Source organism: Streptosporangium sp. NPDC001681, assembly GCF_040298085.1.
Lineage (GTDB): Bacteria > Actinomycetota > Actinomycetes > Streptosporangiales > Streptosporangiaceae > Streptosporangium.
Genome location: NZ_JBEOZN010000028.1, coordinates 65,042 through 82,431, shown reverse-complemented (window position 1 = coordinate 82,431; position 17,390 = coordinate 65,042). Strand labels below are relative to the sequence as shown.

14 protein-coding genes and 1 tRNA gene are annotated in these 17,390 nt (G+C 69.2%); 4 read left to right on the top strand and 11 right to left on the bottom strand.

The window, feature by feature from the left end:
• Nucleotides 1-84: 84 nt before the first annotated feature.
• A complete protein-coding gene (locus tag ABT130_RS15760; RefSeq protein ID WP_350956050.1) occupies nucleotides 85-1,572 on the bottom strand; it encodes an MFS transporter in 1,488 nt (495 codons plus the stop codon).
• A gap of 239 nt (nucleotides 1,573-1,811) precedes the next feature.
• The gene (locus ABT130_RS15755; RefSeq protein WP_350956048.1) at nucleotides 1,812-2,822 is read right to left on the bottom strand and encodes an NAD(P)/FAD-dependent oxidoreductase; all 1,011 of its coding nucleotides are present in this window, start codon (nucleotides 2,820-2,822) and stop codon (nucleotides 1,812-1,814) included.
• Nucleotides 2,823-2,915: 93 nt separating this feature from the next.
• On the opposite strand from ABT130_RS15755, the gene ABT130_RS15750 reads away from it, so the two are divergent.
• The 4 genes from ABT130_RS15750 to ABT130_RS15735 all read left to right on the top strand — a co-directional run bounded on the left by ABT130_RS15750 (nucleotide 2,916) and on the right by ABT130_RS15735 (nucleotide 5,971).
• On the top strand, nucleotides 2,916-3,515 hold the full coding sequence (locus ABT130_RS15750; RefSeq protein ID WP_350913753.1) for a helix-turn-helix domain-containing protein: 600 nt from the start codon (nucleotides 2,916-2,918) through the stop codon (nucleotides 3,513-3,515).
• Nucleotides 3,516-3,634: 119 nt separating this feature from the next.
• Nucleotides 3,635-4,504 carry a class I SAM-dependent methyltransferase gene (locus ABT130_RS15745; RefSeq protein ID WP_350956046.1) on the top strand — a complete coding sequence of 290 codons (870 nt, stop codon included), beginning with the start codon at nucleotides 3,635-3,637 and terminating at the stop codon, nucleotides 4,502-4,504.
• A gap of 190 nt (nucleotides 4,505-4,694) precedes the next feature.
• Complete coding sequence (locus ABT130_RS15740) at nucleotides 4,695-5,549, top strand: DUF1684 domain-containing protein (protein WP_350956044.1); 855 nt, start codon at nucleotides 4,695-4,697, stop codon at nucleotides 5,547-5,549.
• Nucleotides 5,550-5,596: 47 nt separating this feature from the next.
• Complete coding sequence (locus ABT130_RS15735; RefSeq protein ID WP_350956043.1) at nucleotides 5,597-5,971, top strand: nuclear transport factor 2 family protein; 375 nt, start codon at nucleotides 5,597-5,599, stop codon at nucleotides 5,969-5,971.
• Between the two features lie 675 nt (nucleotides 5,972-6,646).
• Here the strand turns inward: ABT130_RS15735 and ABT130_RS15730 are convergent.
• The 9 genes from ABT130_RS15730 to dnaN form a co-directional block, all read right to left on the bottom strand.
• Nucleotides 6,647-6,720: transfer RNA gene (locus ABT130_RS15730), tRNA-Ile, on the bottom strand.
• 139 nt (nucleotides 6,721-6,859) lie between these two features.
• Nucleotides 6,860-7,216, bottom strand: a complete 357-nt coding sequence (locus ABT130_RS47785) for a DUF3566 domain-containing protein (RefSeq protein ID WP_399531219.1) — start codon at nucleotides 7,214-7,216, stop codon at nucleotides 6,860-6,862.
• 434 nt (nucleotides 7,217-7,650) lie between these two features.
• On the bottom strand, nucleotides 7,651-10,182 hold the full coding sequence (gene gyrA, locus ABT130_RS15720; RefSeq protein WP_350956041.1) for a DNA gyrase subunit A: 2,532 nt from the start codon (nucleotides 10,180-10,182) through the stop codon (nucleotides 7,651-7,653).
• Between the two features lie 31 nt (nucleotides 10,183-10,213).
• A complete protein-coding gene (gene gyrB / locus ABT130_RS15715) occupies nucleotides 10,214-12,157 on the bottom strand; it encodes a DNA topoisomerase (ATP-hydrolyzing) subunit B (protein ID WP_350913745.1) in 1,944 nt (647 codons plus the stop codon).
• Between the two features lie 299 nt (nucleotides 12,158-12,456).
• Nucleotides 12,457-13,011 carry a DciA family protein gene (locus ABT130_RS15710; protein ID WP_350913742.1) on the bottom strand — a complete coding sequence of 185 codons (555 nt, stop codon included), beginning with the start codon at nucleotides 13,009-13,011 and terminating at the stop codon, nucleotides 12,457-12,459.
• Nucleotides 13,001-14,176 (bottom strand): DNA replication/repair protein RecF, encoded by a 1,176-nt coding sequence (recF, locus tag ABT130_RS15705; RefSeq protein WP_350913740.1) that lies wholly within the window; start codon nucleotides 14,174-14,176, stop codon nucleotides 13,001-13,003. Before recF ends, ABT130_RS15710 begins: the two co-directional genes overlap by 11 nt.
• A gap of 185 nt (nucleotides 14,177-14,361) precedes the next feature.
• On the bottom strand, nucleotides 14,362-15,306 hold the full coding sequence (gene gnd / locus ABT130_RS15700; RefSeq protein WP_350913738.1) for a phosphogluconate dehydrogenase (NAD(+)-dependent, decarboxylating): 945 nt from the start codon (nucleotides 15,304-15,306) through the stop codon (nucleotides 14,362-14,364).
• 32 nt (nucleotides 15,307-15,338) lie between these two features.
• Nucleotides 15,339-16,091 carry a 3-keto-5-aminohexanoate cleavage protein gene (locus ABT130_RS15695; protein ID WP_350956054.1) on the bottom strand — a complete coding sequence of 251 codons (753 nt, stop codon included), beginning with the start codon at nucleotides 16,089-16,091 and terminating at the stop codon, nucleotides 15,339-15,341.
• 2 nt (nucleotides 16,092-16,093) lie between these two features.
• Entirely contained in the window at nucleotides 16,094-17,233 is a 1,140-nt protein-coding gene (gene dnaN / locus ABT130_RS15690; protein ID WP_350913734.1) for a DNA polymerase III subunit beta, read from the bottom strand.
• Between the last annotated feature and the right edge of the window lie 157 nt (nucleotides 17,234-17,390).

The window sequence follows — 17,390 nt, the reverse complement described above, 5'->3', positions numbered from 1 at the left end:
GTTGGGCACCGCGACCTCGCGGTGCCCAACGCCCAACCCCAGGACGGCGGTCTTCGTGCCGTCCGCCCACCGCTTACCCCGTTATCAGGCGGGGACGGGCTCGGTGGCCTCGGCGTCGTCGGCCGTCGCGGGGACGGAGTTCTTCGGGCCGCGCAGGGCGATGTAGACGAACAGAGCGCCCATGACGGCGACGCCGGCCCACATGGCCTGCTGCCAGCCGTCGACGAAGGACTGCTGGGCGGCGTGGACCAGGTTCTGCGCGTGCGAGCCGGTGCTGCCGGCCACCTCAACGGCGTTGGCGATGCCTTCCCGGGCCGTGTTCGCGGCCTCCGGAGGGATGCCGTGCAGCCTGTCGTCGATGGCGCTGCGGTAGCCGGCGGATAGGAGCGCGCCGAGCAGGGCGACGCCGAGGGCGGTGCCGAATTCGCGGGTGACGTCGTTGAGTGCGGAGGCGACGCCCTGCTTCTCGCGCGACAGGGAGCCGGTGATGGCCTCGGTGGAGGGGGTCATCGACAGGCCCATGCCGATGCCCATGGCGAGCATGCCGGGCAGGATGGTCAGGTAGCCCCCGTCGGCGGAGACGAAGAGGGCCATGAGGGCCAGTCCGACGCCGGCCAGCGCGATGCCCGCGGCCATGGTCGAGCGGGAGCCGATGCGTGCGGCCAGCTTGGGGGCCAGGCCGGAGGTCGTCATCATCATCACGGCCATGGGCATCTGCGCCAGCGTGGACAGCAGCCCCGACCAGCCGAGCACGGCCTGGAAGAACGGGAAGAGGACCACGGCGATGCCCGCTTGGACGCCGAAGACCGCCAGCAGCGTGATCGAGCCGCCGGCCAGGCCACGCTCACGGAACAGCCGCACGTCCAGCAGCGATGCGTCCCGGCGGTGCAGTTGCCAGGCCACGAAGCCGAGGGCGGCGATGAGACCGACAGCGAGACTGATCAGAGTCACGGGCGCGGTCCAGCCACGCTCGGGACCCTCCTGCAGGACGAAGATGAGTCCAACCACGGCGACGGTCGATACCAGCGCGCCGATGGTGTCGAAGCCATGGCCGGACCTCTCGCGGGAGTTGGGGACCGACTTCAGCGTCATGGCCAGGGCCACGATGATCAGGACGACGGGCAGCACGAACAGCGAGCGCCAGTCGGCGACGTCGACGAGGAGCGCGGAAAGGAACATACCCAGGATGCCGCCGCCTCCCGCGACGCCGGTCCACACGCCGATCGCCGTGCCACGTTTCTCCTCGGGGAAGGTGGAGGTGATGACGGCGAGGGTGATGGGCATGATCATCGCGGCGCCGATACCGCCGGCCACGCGCGCGGCCAGCATCACCTCGGCCGTCGGAGCCAGGCCCGCCGCGACGCTGGCGACGCCGAAGACACCCAGCCCGGCGATCAGCATGGGCTTGCGGCCCAGGCGGTCACCGATCGCGCCGAGCGGCAGCAGCAGCGCGGCCAGGGCCAGGGTGTAGATGTTGATGATCCACAAAATGGTGTTCTGCGAGGCGCCGAACTCGACGGCCATGTGCGTCTGGGCGACGTTCAGCCCGGACACCGACGCGATGACGGCCATCAGCGCGATGGAGACGGTAATCAGAATGGTGCGCAGCTGACGTGCATCCGGTGCGCCTCCGCCGCTTCCGTCAGCGGCCGCCACCTGTGGAGGCTGGTTCGTACTCATGGATTCCTCTCAAAATGGGCATGCAGCGTCAGCGCCGGAGCAGGTCCGGTCGCCGAAGTGGATGGGGTAGGGGTCCGGCCACCTCGCGCGGCTGAGCGCGGGTGCGCGGTGGGCCGGTAGGAGCCCTAACGTCAGGTGGTGGTGCCGGTCTGGGCGGCGGCGAGGGCCACGTCGGTGTCGGCGGTGGCCAGGAGGGCGTTGATGTGGGAGCCGGCCAGAGCGCCCGCTGCGGCGGAGGCGCCCACCTGGGCGGTCAGGTCGGTGGCGTTGCCGGCCACCCACACGCCCGGCACCTCGGTGGTGCCGGCCATGCCGGAGGCGAAGCGGCGGCCCATGTCGCCGGGCAGGTCCTCCATCGGCAGCTTCAGGCCGTCCAGGCCCTCGGTGCGGGCCTGCATCTGCGTGGCGAGCGCGAGGACGCGGCGGGCCACGACCGTGCCATCGGTCAGGCGCACGCCCGCGATGCCGCCGTCCTCGCTCGTCATGACTTCCTGCACCGGGGTGTCGATGATGCGGATATTGCGGGCGGCGAAGCGCGCTCGGGTGTCGTCGTCGAGATCGGTGCCGTGGGTGAAGTAGATGAGGTCGTCGGTCAGCTGGCGGAACAGCAGCGCGTGGTGGATCGAGGCGGGGCCGGTGGCGAGGATGCCGATCGGTTCGTCGCGTACCTCCCAGCCGTGGCAGTACGGGCAGTGCACCACAGCGTGCCCCCAGTGCTCGGCGAGGCCGGGCACGTCCGGCAGCACGTCCCGCAGGCCGGTGGCCACCAGCACGCGGCGTGCCGTCACCGTGCCGCCGTCGGCCAGGCTGACCATGAAACGCAGATCACCGTCGACGGCCGGGGCGGCCGGTTCGGCAGAGGTCACCTCTCCGAAGACGACCCTGCCGCCGTACTGGCGCACCTGTTCCCGGCCCCGCTTGAGCAGTTCGGTGGGCGGCGTGCCGTCCAGCACGATGAAGCCGTGCATGGCCTTGGCAGGCGCGTTGCGGGGCGTCCCGCTGTCGATCACGACGACCGAACGGCGGGAGCGGGCCAGCATCAGGGCACCGTTCAAGCCCGCGGCGCCGCCGCCGATCACCACAACGTCCACGGTCTCGCCGGGCAGTGCGTCGCTCGCGTACGCGGAAGTCCGCACAGACATGTCGCGCCCTTTCATCGTGCGTGGCCCGACCATTCCGGGCCTTCTGCACACGACGTTAAACCCGCCTTGCATCATGGGCATATGATGTTGCCTATGACGCAAGAAATTGGCGACCTGGACAGCCTCGTACGCAAACGCATCCGCGCCCTGCGGGTCGCACAGGGCTGGTCCCTGGAAGAACTGGCCACCCGCGCCAACCTCAGCCAGTCCTCACTGAGCCGCATCGAGAACGGTCAGCGCCGCCTCGCCCTGGACCAGCTCGTCACCCTCGCCCGCGCCCTGGACACCACCCTCGACCAGCTCGTCGAGACCGCCGCCGACGACGTCGTCACCAGCCCGATGATCGACGGCGCCCACGGCCTGATGCGCTGGCCCGTCAAGGGCGACCCCGGCATGAGCGTCGTACGCCAGCGCATGACCGAGCCGCCGCCCGACAACCCCTCCCGCATGCGTGCCCACCCCGGCCGGGAATGGCTGGTCGTACTCTCCGGCACCGCGATCCTCATGCTGGGACATCGCCGCTTCCGCATCGAGACCAACCAGGCCGCCGAATTTCCCACCATGATGCCGCACGCCATCGGCGCCGAAGGCGGACCGTGTGAGATCCTGGGCATCTTCGACCGCGACGCCCGCCGCGGCCACCAGCGCGACACCGGCAACGGCGACTGCGACACCCCTGACATCTGCGAATGACGGCAACGCGCACCCTCGGTACGGGTGCGCCTTGCGCGTCGGGCACCACTACGCGCCGATATCTTGCGCATCCCGGGAGCCATCGTGCCGGGTAAGCAAACCCGCCTTACGGTGACGGCATGACCCACGCACACCCGCACACCCCCCACCACTCCGCCCAGCACGGCCACCACCAGCAGGACGACGCCGGCCAGGCGGAGATCCTCGACCTGGACGCGGAAGTCCTCGGCGAGCACATCGCATCCATCACCGCATGGCTGCCCCTGAAGACCAGCCCGCGCCATATCGTGGACCTGGGCTCCGGCACCGGAGCGGGCACCTTCGCCCTCCTCGACCGCTTCCCCGAGGCACACGTCACAGCCGTCGACGCCTCGCCCGGACACCTGCAGCGCCTGCGGAAGAAGGCATGCGCCCAGGATGCGGATGACCGCGTGCGCACCGTGCAGGCCGACCTCGACGCCGCCGACTGGCCCGACCTCGGCACGCCGGACCTGGTCTGGGCCTCGGCCTCGATGCACCACATGGCCGACCCTGGCCGCGCACTGCGCAACGTCCACGACATGCTCGCGCCCGGCGGCCTGTTCGCCGTCGTCGAGCTGGCCGGATTCCCCCGCTTCCTGCCCGAGAACGCCCCGGAGGACCGGCCCGGCCTGGAAGACCGCTGCCACGCTGCGACCGAGCACTTCCACGCCGAACACGTGCCCCACCGCGGCGCCGACTGGGGGCCAATGCTGATCGCCGCCGGGTTCACCCTCGAAGGCGAGCGCACCATCGCCGTGAACATCGAAGGCTCCCACAGCGAGGCCATCGGCCGCTACGCACTCAGCAGTCTGCTACGCATCCGCGATGCCGCCGCACAAGCGCTTCCGGCCGCAGATCTCGCCGCGCTCGACCGGCTGCTCGACACAGACAGCCCTCACAGCATCCTGCACCGCGACGACCTCTCGGTACGCACCGAACGCACCGTCTGGGCCGCACGCCTCAGCTGATCTGCAATCTCCACGCAGGTTGCCCGCCAGGCAGCATCAGCACCCAACTTCTTGCCTTATACGCAACACATAATGCTTGTAAGGCATAAGCCTTGTAGGTTGGGTGTTGAGCCCGCGCAGCCTCTCTGCGCAGACACCGTCGCGAACCATCCACCTTGGCGCGTTCGCGACGGAGGAAAGGAGCACTTCGATGACTGCACTGCAGTCCCCCTCCGGTCGGCAGGCCACAGCCGGCACCAGCACCGCAGACGGCGTTCCCGCCGAATACCAGGCGTGGCGCAAGGACCGGTGGGAAGAGGTCGCCGGCCCGAACGGCAAGGCCAAGGTCGTCGCCAACGGCAAGATCACCGGCCGCGACACCCACACCTTCCCCGGCGTCCCTGGGAAGTGGAGCACCGATGAAGCCGGTGCACTGACCGTGACGGCCACGGCCGCGGACGGCGTGACGATCGACGGCACGACAGTCGATGGAACAGCGCGAGTACCCTCGGGCTGCTCACTGCGATTCCCCGACGATCGCGTCGGCTTCGCCGGTGGTGCCGACGGCTACTACGGCCTGGTGGTCATGGACAGCGGGGCCGTCGAGCGCTCCGGTCTCAGCGGTATCGACACCTTCCCCTACGACTCCTCGTGGGTGTTCGAAGGCCAGTACCGGGCAGTTCCCGAGGGCCGCCGCATCGAGGTGCGGCGGCTGACCGTCCCGCGCAGCACCGAGGCCATGCTGGCCCCGGTCGACCTGGCCGTGACCATCAACGGCACCGAATACGTACTGGCTGTCCTCCAGGAACAACCCGGCCAGCGCCTGGTGGTGTTCACCGACGAGACCAACGGCAACGAGACACCCGAGATCGGCCGCTGGCTCTCGCTGCCCCTGCTCGAGCCCGGCAGCACTCTGCCGGTCGACTTCAACCAGGCAACCCTCTCCTACCACCACCTGAACCCGGCCGTCTTCGTCTGCCCCCTCTCACCGCCCGGCAACCACCTGCCCATGCGCGTCGAGGCCGGCGAACGCTCCCTGATCCACGACAAGACAGACCAGAACTGACCCCCCACCACCGTCGGCAACCCGCACGGACAGAAAGAAGCAACACCATGAGCCAGAACCTCAAGGACAAGGCCGTCACCTACCTCCGCGCCCTGGAGACGGCTGACTGGGACACCGCCCGCGCCATGTGCGCCGACACCGCGACCGTCTGGCACAACGACGGCAAGGGCGAGGAGACCATCGAAGAGAACATCGAGGGGATGAAGGGGAAGATCCACACCATGGAATCGATGCGCTACGACATCACCCGCCAACTCTCCCAGTCCGGCGAAGTCCTCCAGCAGCACGTCGTGCACGTGGCCGCCAAGAACGGCATGCGCGGCGAGGTGCACGCCGCGGTGTACTTCCGCTTCGACGACGCCAGCCTGATCACCCGCATCGAGGAATACGCGAACTTCATCCCCGCCGGCCAGGACAGCTGAGGCCGCAACGGACTCGCTGCAGCCGTCACGACGGCGCGGAAGCCGATGCGCCGTTCGCTCCCCATCCAGGCATGGCTCCGCGGCCTACCCGCGGAGGAGCCGAGGAGTTCGCTTGCCCTTGGTCAAGACAGCGGCTCATCTACCGCAGGTTGACGCGGCAGTAGCCGTGAAGCCCTGCGACCGATGGCAGGACACCGGCTCGGATTCCGGTAACCCGCACGCCCCGCTGCCATGAGCTGCGGGAGGCGTGCGGGTTCACGCGTTTCTCACCCGAAATACCGCGAACACCCGCGCTTTTCCAGCGGGGCGGGCAGAAGATCCGCGAAGAGGAGGCGGGCAAGAACCGGGGAACACCGGGCTTGTGTTCACCACCAAGTCGGGGCGGCCGATCGAGCCGCGTAACCTCGCCCGGATCATGGCGGCGAACAAACTGCGGCCGATCCACGTTCACGACCTGCGGCACACCCCGCGTCACTGCTCAAGAAGCCGGGGGTCGCGCCACGTGACGCAATGAAGATCCTCGGGCACAGCCGGATCCCGGTCACGATGGAGATCTACACGCACGGGGACGGCAAGAGCCGCCAAGACGCCCTCAAGAAGGTCAACGGACTGTTCGAGTGAGGCCGTTGCAGCAAAAAACCCCGAAGCTTGATCGCTTCGGGGCGTTCATCGAGGTGGGGCTACCAGGACTTGAACCTGGGACCTCTTCCTTATCAGGGAAGCGCTCTAACCGTCTGAGCTATAGCCCCTCAGCGCGCACGAACGGCCCCGCACCCGCTTCGCGGAGGCGAACCCGTCCGTTCGAACTGGGAAAAGCTTACCCTGTTCCGGCACCTGCTTGCGCCATGTCCCCGACCGCGGAAGGACGGGGACATGACTCAAGATCGGTTACTCGGCCTCGCTGAAAGTGACCTCCACGCCTCCGACCAGGTCGGAGGCGACGTTGTAGATCACCGCACCGAGAGTGGAGAGTGCGGTGATCAGCACGACGTTCACCGCGCCGATCAGGGCGGTGTAGCCCAGGATGCGGACCGGCTCGAACCAGGAGGCGACGTCGACACCACTGGTGGCCTTGCCGTCGGCGGTCGTCAGCTGGTTGACCGTCTGGATGATGTTGTCGAACACCCCCAGCCCCGACAGCACCATGTACAGCACCGCGACCGCGATGAACAGCACCACGAAGCAGACCAGTGACACCACGAAGCTGAACTTCATGGCCGACCACGGCTCGACCCTGCGCAGCACCAGGTGCGCCTTACGGGGCGACCTGGGAGCGGGGATGTCCGAGGGCTTCCTGCCAGGCGCGTCCAGCGGCGGTTGGGGCGACGACAGGCTCCCGGGCGACCAGGGCTGCTGCCCCGCCGGTGGACGGTTCTGCTGCCCCGCCGCCGGCGGAGGCGATGAGGGTGACTGTAACGGCGGCGCGGATGGAGGTGGAGATCCTGGACGGATCCGCACCGTGGTCTCGGCCTGCTTGCCATCCTCTGTGGTCGTCACTTTTTTCCTGCCCTTGGGGTCGTCGGCTACCGATTCATCGGTTTCCGGCGCGGGCGCGCTACCGTTAACCGGTGACGAGGCCGCCTCAACGCCTTTCGTTTCGGCGGTCTTGTCTATTTTCTCCGTCACCTGGTCGCGTGTCGACGAGGAGGCGGGGCGCGAGCCCGGCTCGCCCTGAGAACTCACGGGTTATCTCCTTCCCCGTTCCCCTCGGTCTCCACCGGTACCTCGGCGTTTTCCTCGGTCTCCAACGACTCAGCGTTGCGGGCCAGAGCCACGACGCTGTCCCCCTCTGCGAGATTCATCAGTCGAACCCCCATCGTCTGGCGGCCCGACTGCTTGATCTCCCCGGCACTCGTCCGGATAACCCCTCCGGCGGACGTGATCGCGAAAACCTCGTCCTCGGGCCTGACCATGACCGCGCCAACCAGCTTGCCACGGGCGCTAACGATCTTGGCGGTCAGGACGCCCTTTCCACCCCTTCCCTGGATCGGGTACTGATCCACGGGGGTGCGCTTGGCGTATCCGCCCTCGGTGGCGATGAGCACGTTGTCGCCGTCGGCGATCCGGTTCATCGCCAGGAGCTCGTCGCCCTCAAGGAAGCGCATGCCGATCACACCGCTGGTCGCCCTGCCCATCGGGCGCATGGCCTCGTCGGAGGCCGTGAAGCGGATGGACTGGGCACCGCGGGAGACGAGCAGGAGGTCGTCCTCCTCCGACACGAGCCTGGCGGCGATCACCTCGTCATCTTCGCGCAGGTTGATCGCGATGAGGCCACCCGTGCGCGGCGAGTCGTACTCGGACAGGCGCGTCTTCTTCACCAGGCCGCTGCGGGTGGCCAGCACCAGGTAGGGGGCGACGTCGTAGTCACGCAGGTCCAGGACCTCCATGACGACCTCGTCCGGCTGCATGGCCAGCAGGTTCGCCAGGTGCTGCCCGCGCGCGTCGCGGCCCGAGTCGGGGAGCTCGTACGCCTTGACCCGGTAGACGCGGCCCTTGTTCGTGAAGAACAGCAGCCAGTGGTGTGTCGTGGTGACGAAGAAGTGGTCGACGATGTCGTCCTGGCGCAGCTGCGCACCCCGCACACCCTTGCCGCCGCGCTTCTGCGCCCGGTAAAGATCTGTGTTGGTTCGCTTGGCGTAGCCGCCGCGGGTGATCGTGACGACCATGTCCTCCTCGGCGAGGAGGTCCTCGATGGACATGTCGCCCTCGTAGGCGATGATCTCGGTCCTGCGCTCGTCGCCGTACCGCGCGGTGAGCTCGGAGAGCTCGTCCTGGACGATCGTGCGCTGCCGCTCGGGCGAGGCGAGGATCGCCTGGTACTCGTTGATCTGCGCCATCAGCGCGTCGTACTCGTCGGTGATCTGCTGGCGCTCCAGAGCGGCCAGCTTGCGCAGCTGCATGTCGAGGATGGCCTGCGCCTGGATCTCGTCGATCTCCAGGAGCGTCATCAGGCCGCCCTGCGCGGCGGACGCCGAGGGCGACCGCCGGATCAGCGCGATGACCTCGTCCATCCGGTCGAGTGCCTTGAGCAGCGCGCGCAGGATGTGCGCCCGCTCCTCGGCCTTGCGCAGCAGGTAGCGGGTCCGGCGGACCACGACCTCGATCTGGTGGGACACGTAGTGGCGGACGAACTGGTCGAGCCTGAGCGTGCGCGGCACGCCGTCGACCAGGGCCAGCATGTTGGCGCCGAAGGTGGTCTGCAGCTGGGTGTGCTTGTAGAGGTTGTTCAGCACGACCTTGGCGACCGCGTCGCGCTTGAGCACGATCACCAGGCGCTGGCCGACGCGCGAGGAGCTCTCGTCGCGGACGTCGGCGATGCCGGTGATCCGGCCGTCCTTCACCGACTCGGCGATGGTCAGTGCGAGGTTGTCCGGGTTGACCTGGTAGGGCAGCTCGGTGACGACCAGGCACTGGCGCCCCTTGGCGTCCTCCTCGACCTCGACGACCGCCCGCATGGTGATCGAACCGCGGCCGGTCCGGTACGTGTCGTCGATGCCGCGCCGGCCGACGATCAGCGCGCCGGTGGGGAAGTCGGGCCCCTTGACCCGGGCGATCAGCGCTTCGAGGAGCTCCTCGTCCGTCGCCTCCGGATTCTGCAGGGACCAGACGATGCCCGCGGCCACCTCCCGCAGGTTGTGCGGCGGGATGTTGGTGGCCATGCCGACCGCGATGCCCGCCGCCCCGTTGACCAGCAGGTTGGGGAAGCGCGAGGGCAGGACCGTCGGCTCCTGGGAGCGCCCGTCGTAGTTGGGGATGAGATCGACGGTGTCCTTGTCGATGTCGCGCAGCATCTCCATGGCGATGGGCGCGAGCTTGCACTCGGTGTAGCGCATCGCCGCGGGCGGGTCGTTGCCCGGCGAGCCGAAGTTGCCCTGCCCGTCGACCAGCGGGTAGCGCAGCGCCCAGTGCTGGGCCATCCGCACCACGGTGGCGTAGATCGACGCGTCGCCGTGCGGGTGGTAGGAGCCCATGACGTCACCGACGACGCGGGAGCACTTGAAGTAGCCGCGGTCGGGCCGGTAGCCGCCGTCGTACATGGCGTACAGCACCCGGCGATGCACCGGCTTCATGCCGTCGCGGACGTCCGGCAGCGCGCGCGAGACGATGACCGACATCGCGTAGTCCATGTAGCTGCGCTGCATCTCGGACTGGATGTCGACCGGCTCGACGCGGTCTACCGGAGGGCCGGGCGGAGTGTTGACTTCCGTCACAGGTCAAGATCCTTTTCTGGTACGGCTACCGCTACACGTCAAGGAAACGGACGTCCCGGGCGTTCCTGATGATGAAGGAGCGGCGCGCCTCGACGTCCTCACCCATGAGCACGCTGAACAGCTCGTCGGCCTGGGCCGCATCGTCAAGGGTGACCTGCAGGAGCAGGCGGGTGTCGGGGTTCATGGTCGTATCCCAGAGCTGGGCGGCGTTCATCTCGCCCAGACCCTTGAAGCGCTGCACGTTGTCACGGGGCCGGGGGTCCGGCTTGCCCGCGTCGATGCCGGCCTGGATGACCGCGTCGCGCTCGCGGTCGGAGTAGGCGTAGGAGGCGTCGTCGCCCCTCCTGTCCCACTTGATCTTGTAGAGCGGCGGCTGGGAGAGGTAGACGTGCCCCGCCTCGATCAGCGGCCGCATGAAGCGGAACAGCAGGGTCAGCAGCAGGGTCGTGATGTGCTGGCCGTCGACGTCGGCGTCCGCCATCAGGATGAGCTTGTGGTAGCGGAGCTTGGTGATGTCGAACTCGTCGTGCACACCGGTGCCCATGGCCGTGATCAGCGCCTGGACCTCCTGGTTCTGCAGGACCTTGTCGATCCGGGCCTTCTCCACGTTGAGGATCTTGCCGCGGATCGGGAGGATCGCCTGGAACTTGGAGTCGCGCCCGCCCTTGGCCGAGCCGCCCGCCGAGTCACCCTCGACGATGTACAGCTCGCACTTCTCCGGATCGCTCCACTGGCAGTCGGCCAGCTTGCCCGGCAGACCGGAGCCCGACTCCAGCAGCGACTTGCGCCGGGTCAGGTCACGGGCCTGGCGGGCCGCGAGGCGGGCGCGGGAGGCCTGCAGGGACTTCGTGATGATGTCCTTGGCCTCACCGGGGTTGCGCTCGAACCAGTCGCGCAGGTGGTCGTTGCAGGCCTTCTGGACGAACGACTTGGCCTCGGTGTTGCCCAGCTTGGTCTTGGTCTGGCCCTCGAACTGCGGGTCGGCCAGCTTCACCGAGATGATCGCGGTGAGGCCCTCGCGAATGTCCTCACCCGCGAGGTTGTCGTCCTTGCCCTCCTTGAGGAACTTCTGCTCGCGCGCGTAGCGGTTGACGATGGACGTCAGCGCCGCGCGGAAGCCCTCCTCGTGGGTGCCGCCCTCCGCGGTGTTGATCGTGTTGGCGAAGGTGTAGACCGACTCGCTGTACGAGTTGTTCCACTGCATCGCGATCTCGACCGCGATGCCGTCTCCGTGCTCCTCGAAGTCGATCACCGATACGTGGGTGGGTTCCTTCTTGGAGTTGAGATGCTTGACGAAGTCGGACAGACCGCCCTCGTAGTGGTAGGTGACCTCTTTGGGGTCATCCTCGATGAACTCGGGGCGCTCGTCCCTGATGGAGATCGTCAGGCCCTTGTTGAGGAAGGCCATCTCCTGGAAGCGGCGCGCGAGAGTCTCGAAGTGCCAGGTCGTGGTCTCGAAGATGGTCCCGTCGGCCCAGAAGGTGATCGAGGTGCCGGTCTCGTCGGTCTCCTCGCCCTTGATCAGGGAGGTGGTGGGCCGGGTGCCGACGTAGGTCTGCCGCCAGTGGTGGCCGTCGGTGCGGATCTCCACCTCGAGCCTGCTGGACAGCGCGTTGACGACGGAGACGCCCACGCCGTGCAGTCCTCCGGAGACCGCGTACGACTTGTCGTCGAACTTGCCGCCCGCGTGCAGCACGGTCAGCACGACCTCGACCGCGGGACGGTTCTCGCCGGGAACGTTGCCGACCGGGATACCACGGCCGTTGTCGACGACCCGCACGCCGTTGTCGGCGAGCAGGGTGATCTCGATCCGGTCGGCGTGCCCGGCCAGGGCCTCGTCGACGGAGTTGTCGACGACCTCGTAGACGAGGTGATGGAGACCGCGCTCACCGGTGGAGCCGATGTACATGCCGGGGCGCTTACGGACCGCCTCAAGTCCTTCGAGAACAGTGATTGAGCTAGCGTCGTAGGACAAGTGCGAAATCCTCCTGCCGCGGACACGCGGCAGGGAGACAAACGTGTAGCCCCGCCGTGCCCGTCACCGTCGTGAATGCCCCGATGCGTCCACCCAGGGGAGCCGGCACACACGCCGGGGGTGACACGCAAACGGACGTGTCCGGAATTCGATTTCATTCTAGCGGCTCAGAGCACATCATGTGGCATTGACGGCCCCTGGAATGGCCTGTCGCGTGACGATCATCGTCTTGAACATCCCCCTACGGGGGCGGGGTTTGTCGCGCCAGAAAGGCTACTGATCCGTTTCTGAGCGCCGAGTCAGCCGTATGTGTCGCCCGGGCCGCGGCTTCCGGTGACGCGCAGACCGCCGCTGGAGCGGGGGCCGTTCTGCGGTCCACGGACCTTGACCCGTTGCACCGTTCCGTCCCCTAGCTCCTCGTTCAACCTTCTTACGAGGGTCCTTGCCAGCAGACGCACCTGGGTGGCCCAGGCGGTGGAGTCCGCGACGACCACGACCTCGCCCTCCGCGAAGGTCTCCGGCCTGGTGTGGGCCGCCATGTCCGGGCCGACGATCTCGTGCCAGCGGCCGAAGACCCCGCCGATCGCGGCGGGCTGCTGCCAGCCCCGATCGGCGAGCAGGTCGGCGATGGCCCTGCCGAAGAGCTGGGGATCACCCGCGTCCCTGCGCGGCCCGGACGCCCTGCGGCGCGGCTCCCTGCGGGGGAGCTGCCCTCGCCTGGCGGCGTCCGACTTGGCCTGGGCCAGCTTCTCCCTGGCCATCGCCGCCCCCTTGGCGGCCGCGCTCCTCGCCGACCCGGGAGCCGTGGCGTCCGCCCCGCCACCGCTCGATCCAGGCTCTGCGTCATCGGGCACGGACCACGCCTCCCTCTGTCACGTCGAACCGGCCTCCGGCCAGCTCCTTCGGCACGTCGTCGGGGACCGCGGCGGTGATCAGCACCTGTTCGGCGGGGGCGACCATCTCGGCCAGGCGACGCCGGCGCCTGTTGTCCAGCTCGGCGAAGACGTCGTCCAGGATCAGGACCGGGTCGCCGCCGTCGGCCCTGAGCAGGTCGTAGGCGGCCAGTCTGAGCGCCAGCGCGTACGACCACGACTCACCGTGGCTGGCGTAGCCGCGCGCGGGCAGCTCCCCCAGCCCGAGGAACAGGTCGTCGCGGTGCGGGCCGAGCAGGGTGACGCCACGTTCGAGCTCGGCGGCGCGAACCTCCAGCAGGCCGGCCCGCAGCCGCTCCGCCAGCTCGGCGCGGTCGGTGCCGGCGTCCGCGGGCAGGGTGCCGCGGTACTCCAGCCTCGCGGGGGCGGAGTCGGGCGCGAGAGAGGCGTACGAGGCGGCGACCAGGGGGCGCAGCGTCTCCACCAGTTCCAGCCTGGCCGCGAGCAGTTCGGCACCGTGCGTGGCCAGGTGGGCGTCCCAGACCTCAAGGGTGCTCAGTGGGTCCCCCGCCCCGGCCTCGGCGAACGCCGCGTCGCTCTCGGCCCGCCGGGTGCTCCGGCCGCGCCCCCGCCGGGCCTGCGCGGCCGTGCGCAGCAGGGCACCGCGCTGCTTGAGCACCCTGTCGTAGTCGGCACGCACCCCCGCGAACCTGGGCGCCCTGGCCACCAGGAGATCGTCGAGGAACCGGCGCCGCTCGGAGGGGTCGCCCTTGACCATGGAGAGGTCCTCAGGAGCGAACAGGACGGTGCGCAGCAGGCCGACGACATCGCGCGTGCGAGAGACGGGCGAGCGGTTCAGCCTGGCCCTGTTGGCCCTGCCCGGGTTGATCTCCAACTCGATCAGCGCGCGCCGGTCGTCGCGGACCACCACCGAGCGTACGACCGCCCGCGCCGCGCCCTGCCGGACCAGCGGCCCGTCGCCGGCGACCCGGTGGCTGGCCTGCGTCGCCACGTAACCCAGCGCCTCGACCAGGTTGGTCTTTCCCATGCCGTTGGGCCCGACGAAGGCCGTGACCCCCGGCTCCATGCCGAGATCGACGGTTTCGTAGGACCGGAAGTCGGTCAGGGAGAGATGGGCGACATGCACCCCAGGAAGATTAGTCGGCCCCGCCCATCACCGTGGCCTCCGGCGCCCGCACGGCTCGCGCCCCGTGGAAAAGGTATGGCGCGAGCCCTGCGACGGAGGTCGCGAACGTACGGCCGCGGCTGCCGGAGCGGCCCTGCCGAGCCGGGAGCTGTGGTGGGCCCGCGCCTTGGACGGGGAACGCCGCGCTAGCCGGCCGCCTCGACCGGGGGGGTGACGTCGGCGCCGGGGGAGTCGGCGCCCTTGGCCGCCGAACCCGCCCTGGAGGTGACCGCGTGGCCGCCGAACTGGTTGCGCAGGGCCGCGACGACCTTCATGGCCGGCGAGTCGTCCTGGCGGGAGGCGAACCTGGCGTACAGGGCGGCGGTGATGACCGGCAGCGGGACCGCGAGGTCGACGGCCGCCTGAACCGTCCAGCGGCCCTCGCCGGAGTCCTGCGCGTAGCCCTCGAGCTGCTCCAGAGCGGGGTCCTCCTCAAGTGCGCGGACCATCAGGTCGAGCAGCCAGGAGCGGATGACGGTGCCCTGCCGCCAGCTCTTGAAGGCGCCGGGCACGTCGGTCACGATGTCGGCGGCCTCCAGCAGCTCCCAGCCCTCGGCGAAGGCCTGCATCATGCCGTACTCGATACCGTTGTGGACCATCTTGGCGAAGTGACCGGCACCGATCCTGCCCGCGTGGACGAAGCCGTCCTCGCCCTCGGGCTTGAGGGTCTCGAAGATCGGCATCGCCCGTTCGACGTCGGCCCTGTCGCCGCCGACCATGAGCGCGTAGCCGTTCTCCAGCCCCCAGACTCCGCCGCTCACGCCGCAGTCGACGAACCCGATGCCCTTCGCGGCGAGCGCGGCGCCGTGCCGCTGGTCGTCGACGTAGTGCGAGTTGCCTCCGTCGATGAGGAGGTCGCCGGGGGCCAGTACCTCGCCGAGCGCCTCGATCGTCGCCCGGGTCGGTTCCCCTGAGGGCACCATGACCCATACCGTTCGCGGCGTCTGGAGCCGCTCCGCGAGCTCCTCCAGGCCGGAGACGTCGCTGACCGCGGGATCGCGGTCGTAACCGACGACCTCGTGGCCGCCGCGGCGCAGGCGCTCAGCCATCCTGCCGCCCATCTTGCCCAGCCCGACCATGCCGATCTGCATACGAGCACCCCCTTCAGGGTTCCATCGTTCACCTACGTCAGACGTGCCCGCGCAAGCCTTACCAGCTCGGGGTTCCCGCCTACCGGATCACCCGTGGGACCGTGGAGGACGTCCTCCAGGCCGATGCGCGTGGCCAGCCCCGACTGCCCCGCGAAGTCCAGGAGAATCCAGGTCGGTTCCTCCTCCCCGTGGAGCAGCCGCGGTCCCGGTACACCGAGCTCGGCGAGGCGGTCCAGGATCGCGCGCGCCCGGCGGACGGCCGTGTCCGCGGGGCCACCGAGGATCTCGACGAGCACCCGGGCGCACTCCAGTCCGCTCGCGGCGAGCGCGTCGGCGTCGTCTGTGGACCAGACCCCGGCCTCCACGTCCACTCCGAGCCGCCGCAGATCATGCCACAGGTCCCGGAAGCCGGGTTCCGAGAGATTCACGGACGCGAAGTCCGGCAGGTCGCCGGGGGCGAGCGCGGACCAGCCTCGGACGGCCGCGCGCCGCGCGTCCACATCCCCGCCGGTTATCCACAACCCCGTGCTCACCCCCACGGGAAGCCCGGGGCACGCCTCGCGCACCGCGCGCACCGCCGCCCCGATGTGGACGGTGCTGAGCGACTCGCTGCCGCCCTCGTCGCGCGGATGCATGTGAACAGCGTCCGCACCCGCCTCACGGGCCTCACGGGCCGCCTCAGCGAGCTCCAGAGGGGCCAGGGGGAGGGCCGGGTGGTCGCCGGGCCTCCGGGCACCGTTCAGGCACGCCTTGAGCCACGGCGCGCCTGAGCGGGGCACCCCCATCATCAGCTGGAGAGCCGGATGGGCATGATCAGGTAGCGGTAGTCGGGAACCTCTCCGTCGTCCACAGGCTTGCCACCGGTGAGGATGGCCGGCTTGGTGGACGTGGTCATCTGCAGGCGGGCCACGTCGGAGTCGATCGCGCCAAGGCCCTCCAGCAGGAACTGGTGGTTGAAGGCGATGTTGATGTCCTCGCCCTCGAACTCGACGGGGAGCACCTCGACGGCCTGCGCCTCGTCGCCGCTGCCCGCCTCCAGGACGACCTCGTCGCCGCGGAAGGCGAGCCGTACCGGCGTGTTGCGCTCGGCGACCAGGGCCACGCGCTTGACGGCCTCGACGAAGGCCGCCGTCGGCAGCTGCGCGCGGGCGGAGAACTCGGTGGGCAGCAGCGAGCGGTACTTGGGGAACTCGGGGTCGAGCAGCCTGGTGGTGGTGCGGCGCCCCGCGCTGGAGAAGCCGATCATGCCCTCACCGGTGCCCCCCGCGGAGCTCATCGCGATCTCGACCTCGGCACCGGTGCCCCCCAGGGCCTTGGCCGTGTCCGCGAGGGTCCTGCCCGGGATCATCGCGATCGCCGAGAAGTCGGGCTGGTCCGGCTGCCACTTCAGCTCCCGCACGGCGAGGCGGTAACGGTCGGTCGCCGCGAGGGTGACGGTGTCCCCCTCGATCTCCACGCGCACGCCGGTGAGCATCGGCAGGGTGTCGTCCTTGCCCGCGGCCACGGCGACCTGACCGACGGCGGAGGCGAACACGTCGCTGCCCACCCGGCCGGCGGCCGGTGGCATGGTCGGCAGCGAGGGATAGTCCTCCACAGGCATGGTCAGGAGGGTGAACCGGGCGCTGCCACAGGTGACGACCGCCTTGGCGCCCTCCACGACGAAGTCCACAGGCTGCGCGGGGAGCGCCCTGGTGATCTCGGCGAGCAGCCTGCCCGAGACGAGCACCACGCCCGCCTCGCCCGTCTGCAGTTCGAGGGTCACCTCGGCGGAGACCTCGTAGTCGAAGCCCGAGAGCTTGAGTTGCCCGTCCTCAGTGACCTCAAGGCGCATGCCGGCCAGCACCGGCACGGAGGGACGCGCCGGCAGGCTGCGCGCCGTCCATGCGACCGCCTCAGCGAGCACGTCTCGGTCGACCCGGAACATCACGTGGATCTGCCTCCTGTGTATCGAGCGCCGTCCGCTCGGTGCCTGGGGTTCAAGTGTTCACTGTCTGGAGCCTGAGCTCTCCCGGAACCCCTCTTATGGCTCTTGGGTTTCCTAGTAGAGATACAAGTGGCCATCGTATTAGGGGGTGTGGATACTG

Excerpts from the sequence above, each read along its gene's own strand:
- gnd (WP_350913738.1), bottom strand. The coding sequence starts at position 15,306 with ATGCAGATCGGCATGGTCGGGCTGGGCAAGATGGGCGGCAGGATGGCT.
- ABT130_RS15735 (WP_350956043.1), top strand. The coding sequence starts at position 5,597 with ATGAGCCAGAACCTCAAGGACAAGGCCGTCACCTACCTCCGCGCCCTG.
- ABT130_RS15740 (WP_350956044.1), top strand. The coding sequence starts at position 4,695 with ATGACTGCACTGCAGTCCCCCTCCGGTCGGCAGGCCACAGCCGGCACC.
- ABT130_RS15695 (WP_350956054.1), bottom strand. The coding sequence starts at position 16,091 with ATGGGGGTGCCCCGCTCAGGCGCGCCGTGGCTCAAGGCGTGCCTGAAC.
- ABT130_RS15745 (WP_350956046.1), top strand. The coding sequence starts at position 3,635 with ATGACCCACGCACACCCGCACACCCCCCACCACTCCGCCCAGCACGGC.
- ABT130_RS15755 (WP_350956048.1), bottom strand. The coding sequence starts at position 2,822 with ATGTCTGTGCGGACTTCCGCGTACGCGAGCGACGCACTGCCCGGCGAG.
- ABT130_RS15760 (WP_350956050.1), bottom strand. The coding sequence starts at position 1,572 with ATGGCCGTCATCGCGTCGGTGTCCGGGCTGAACGTCGCCCAGACGCAC.
- ABT130_RS15750 (WP_350913753.1), top strand. The coding sequence starts at position 2,916 with ATGACGCAAGAAATTGGCGACCTGGACAGCCTCGTACGCAAACGCATC.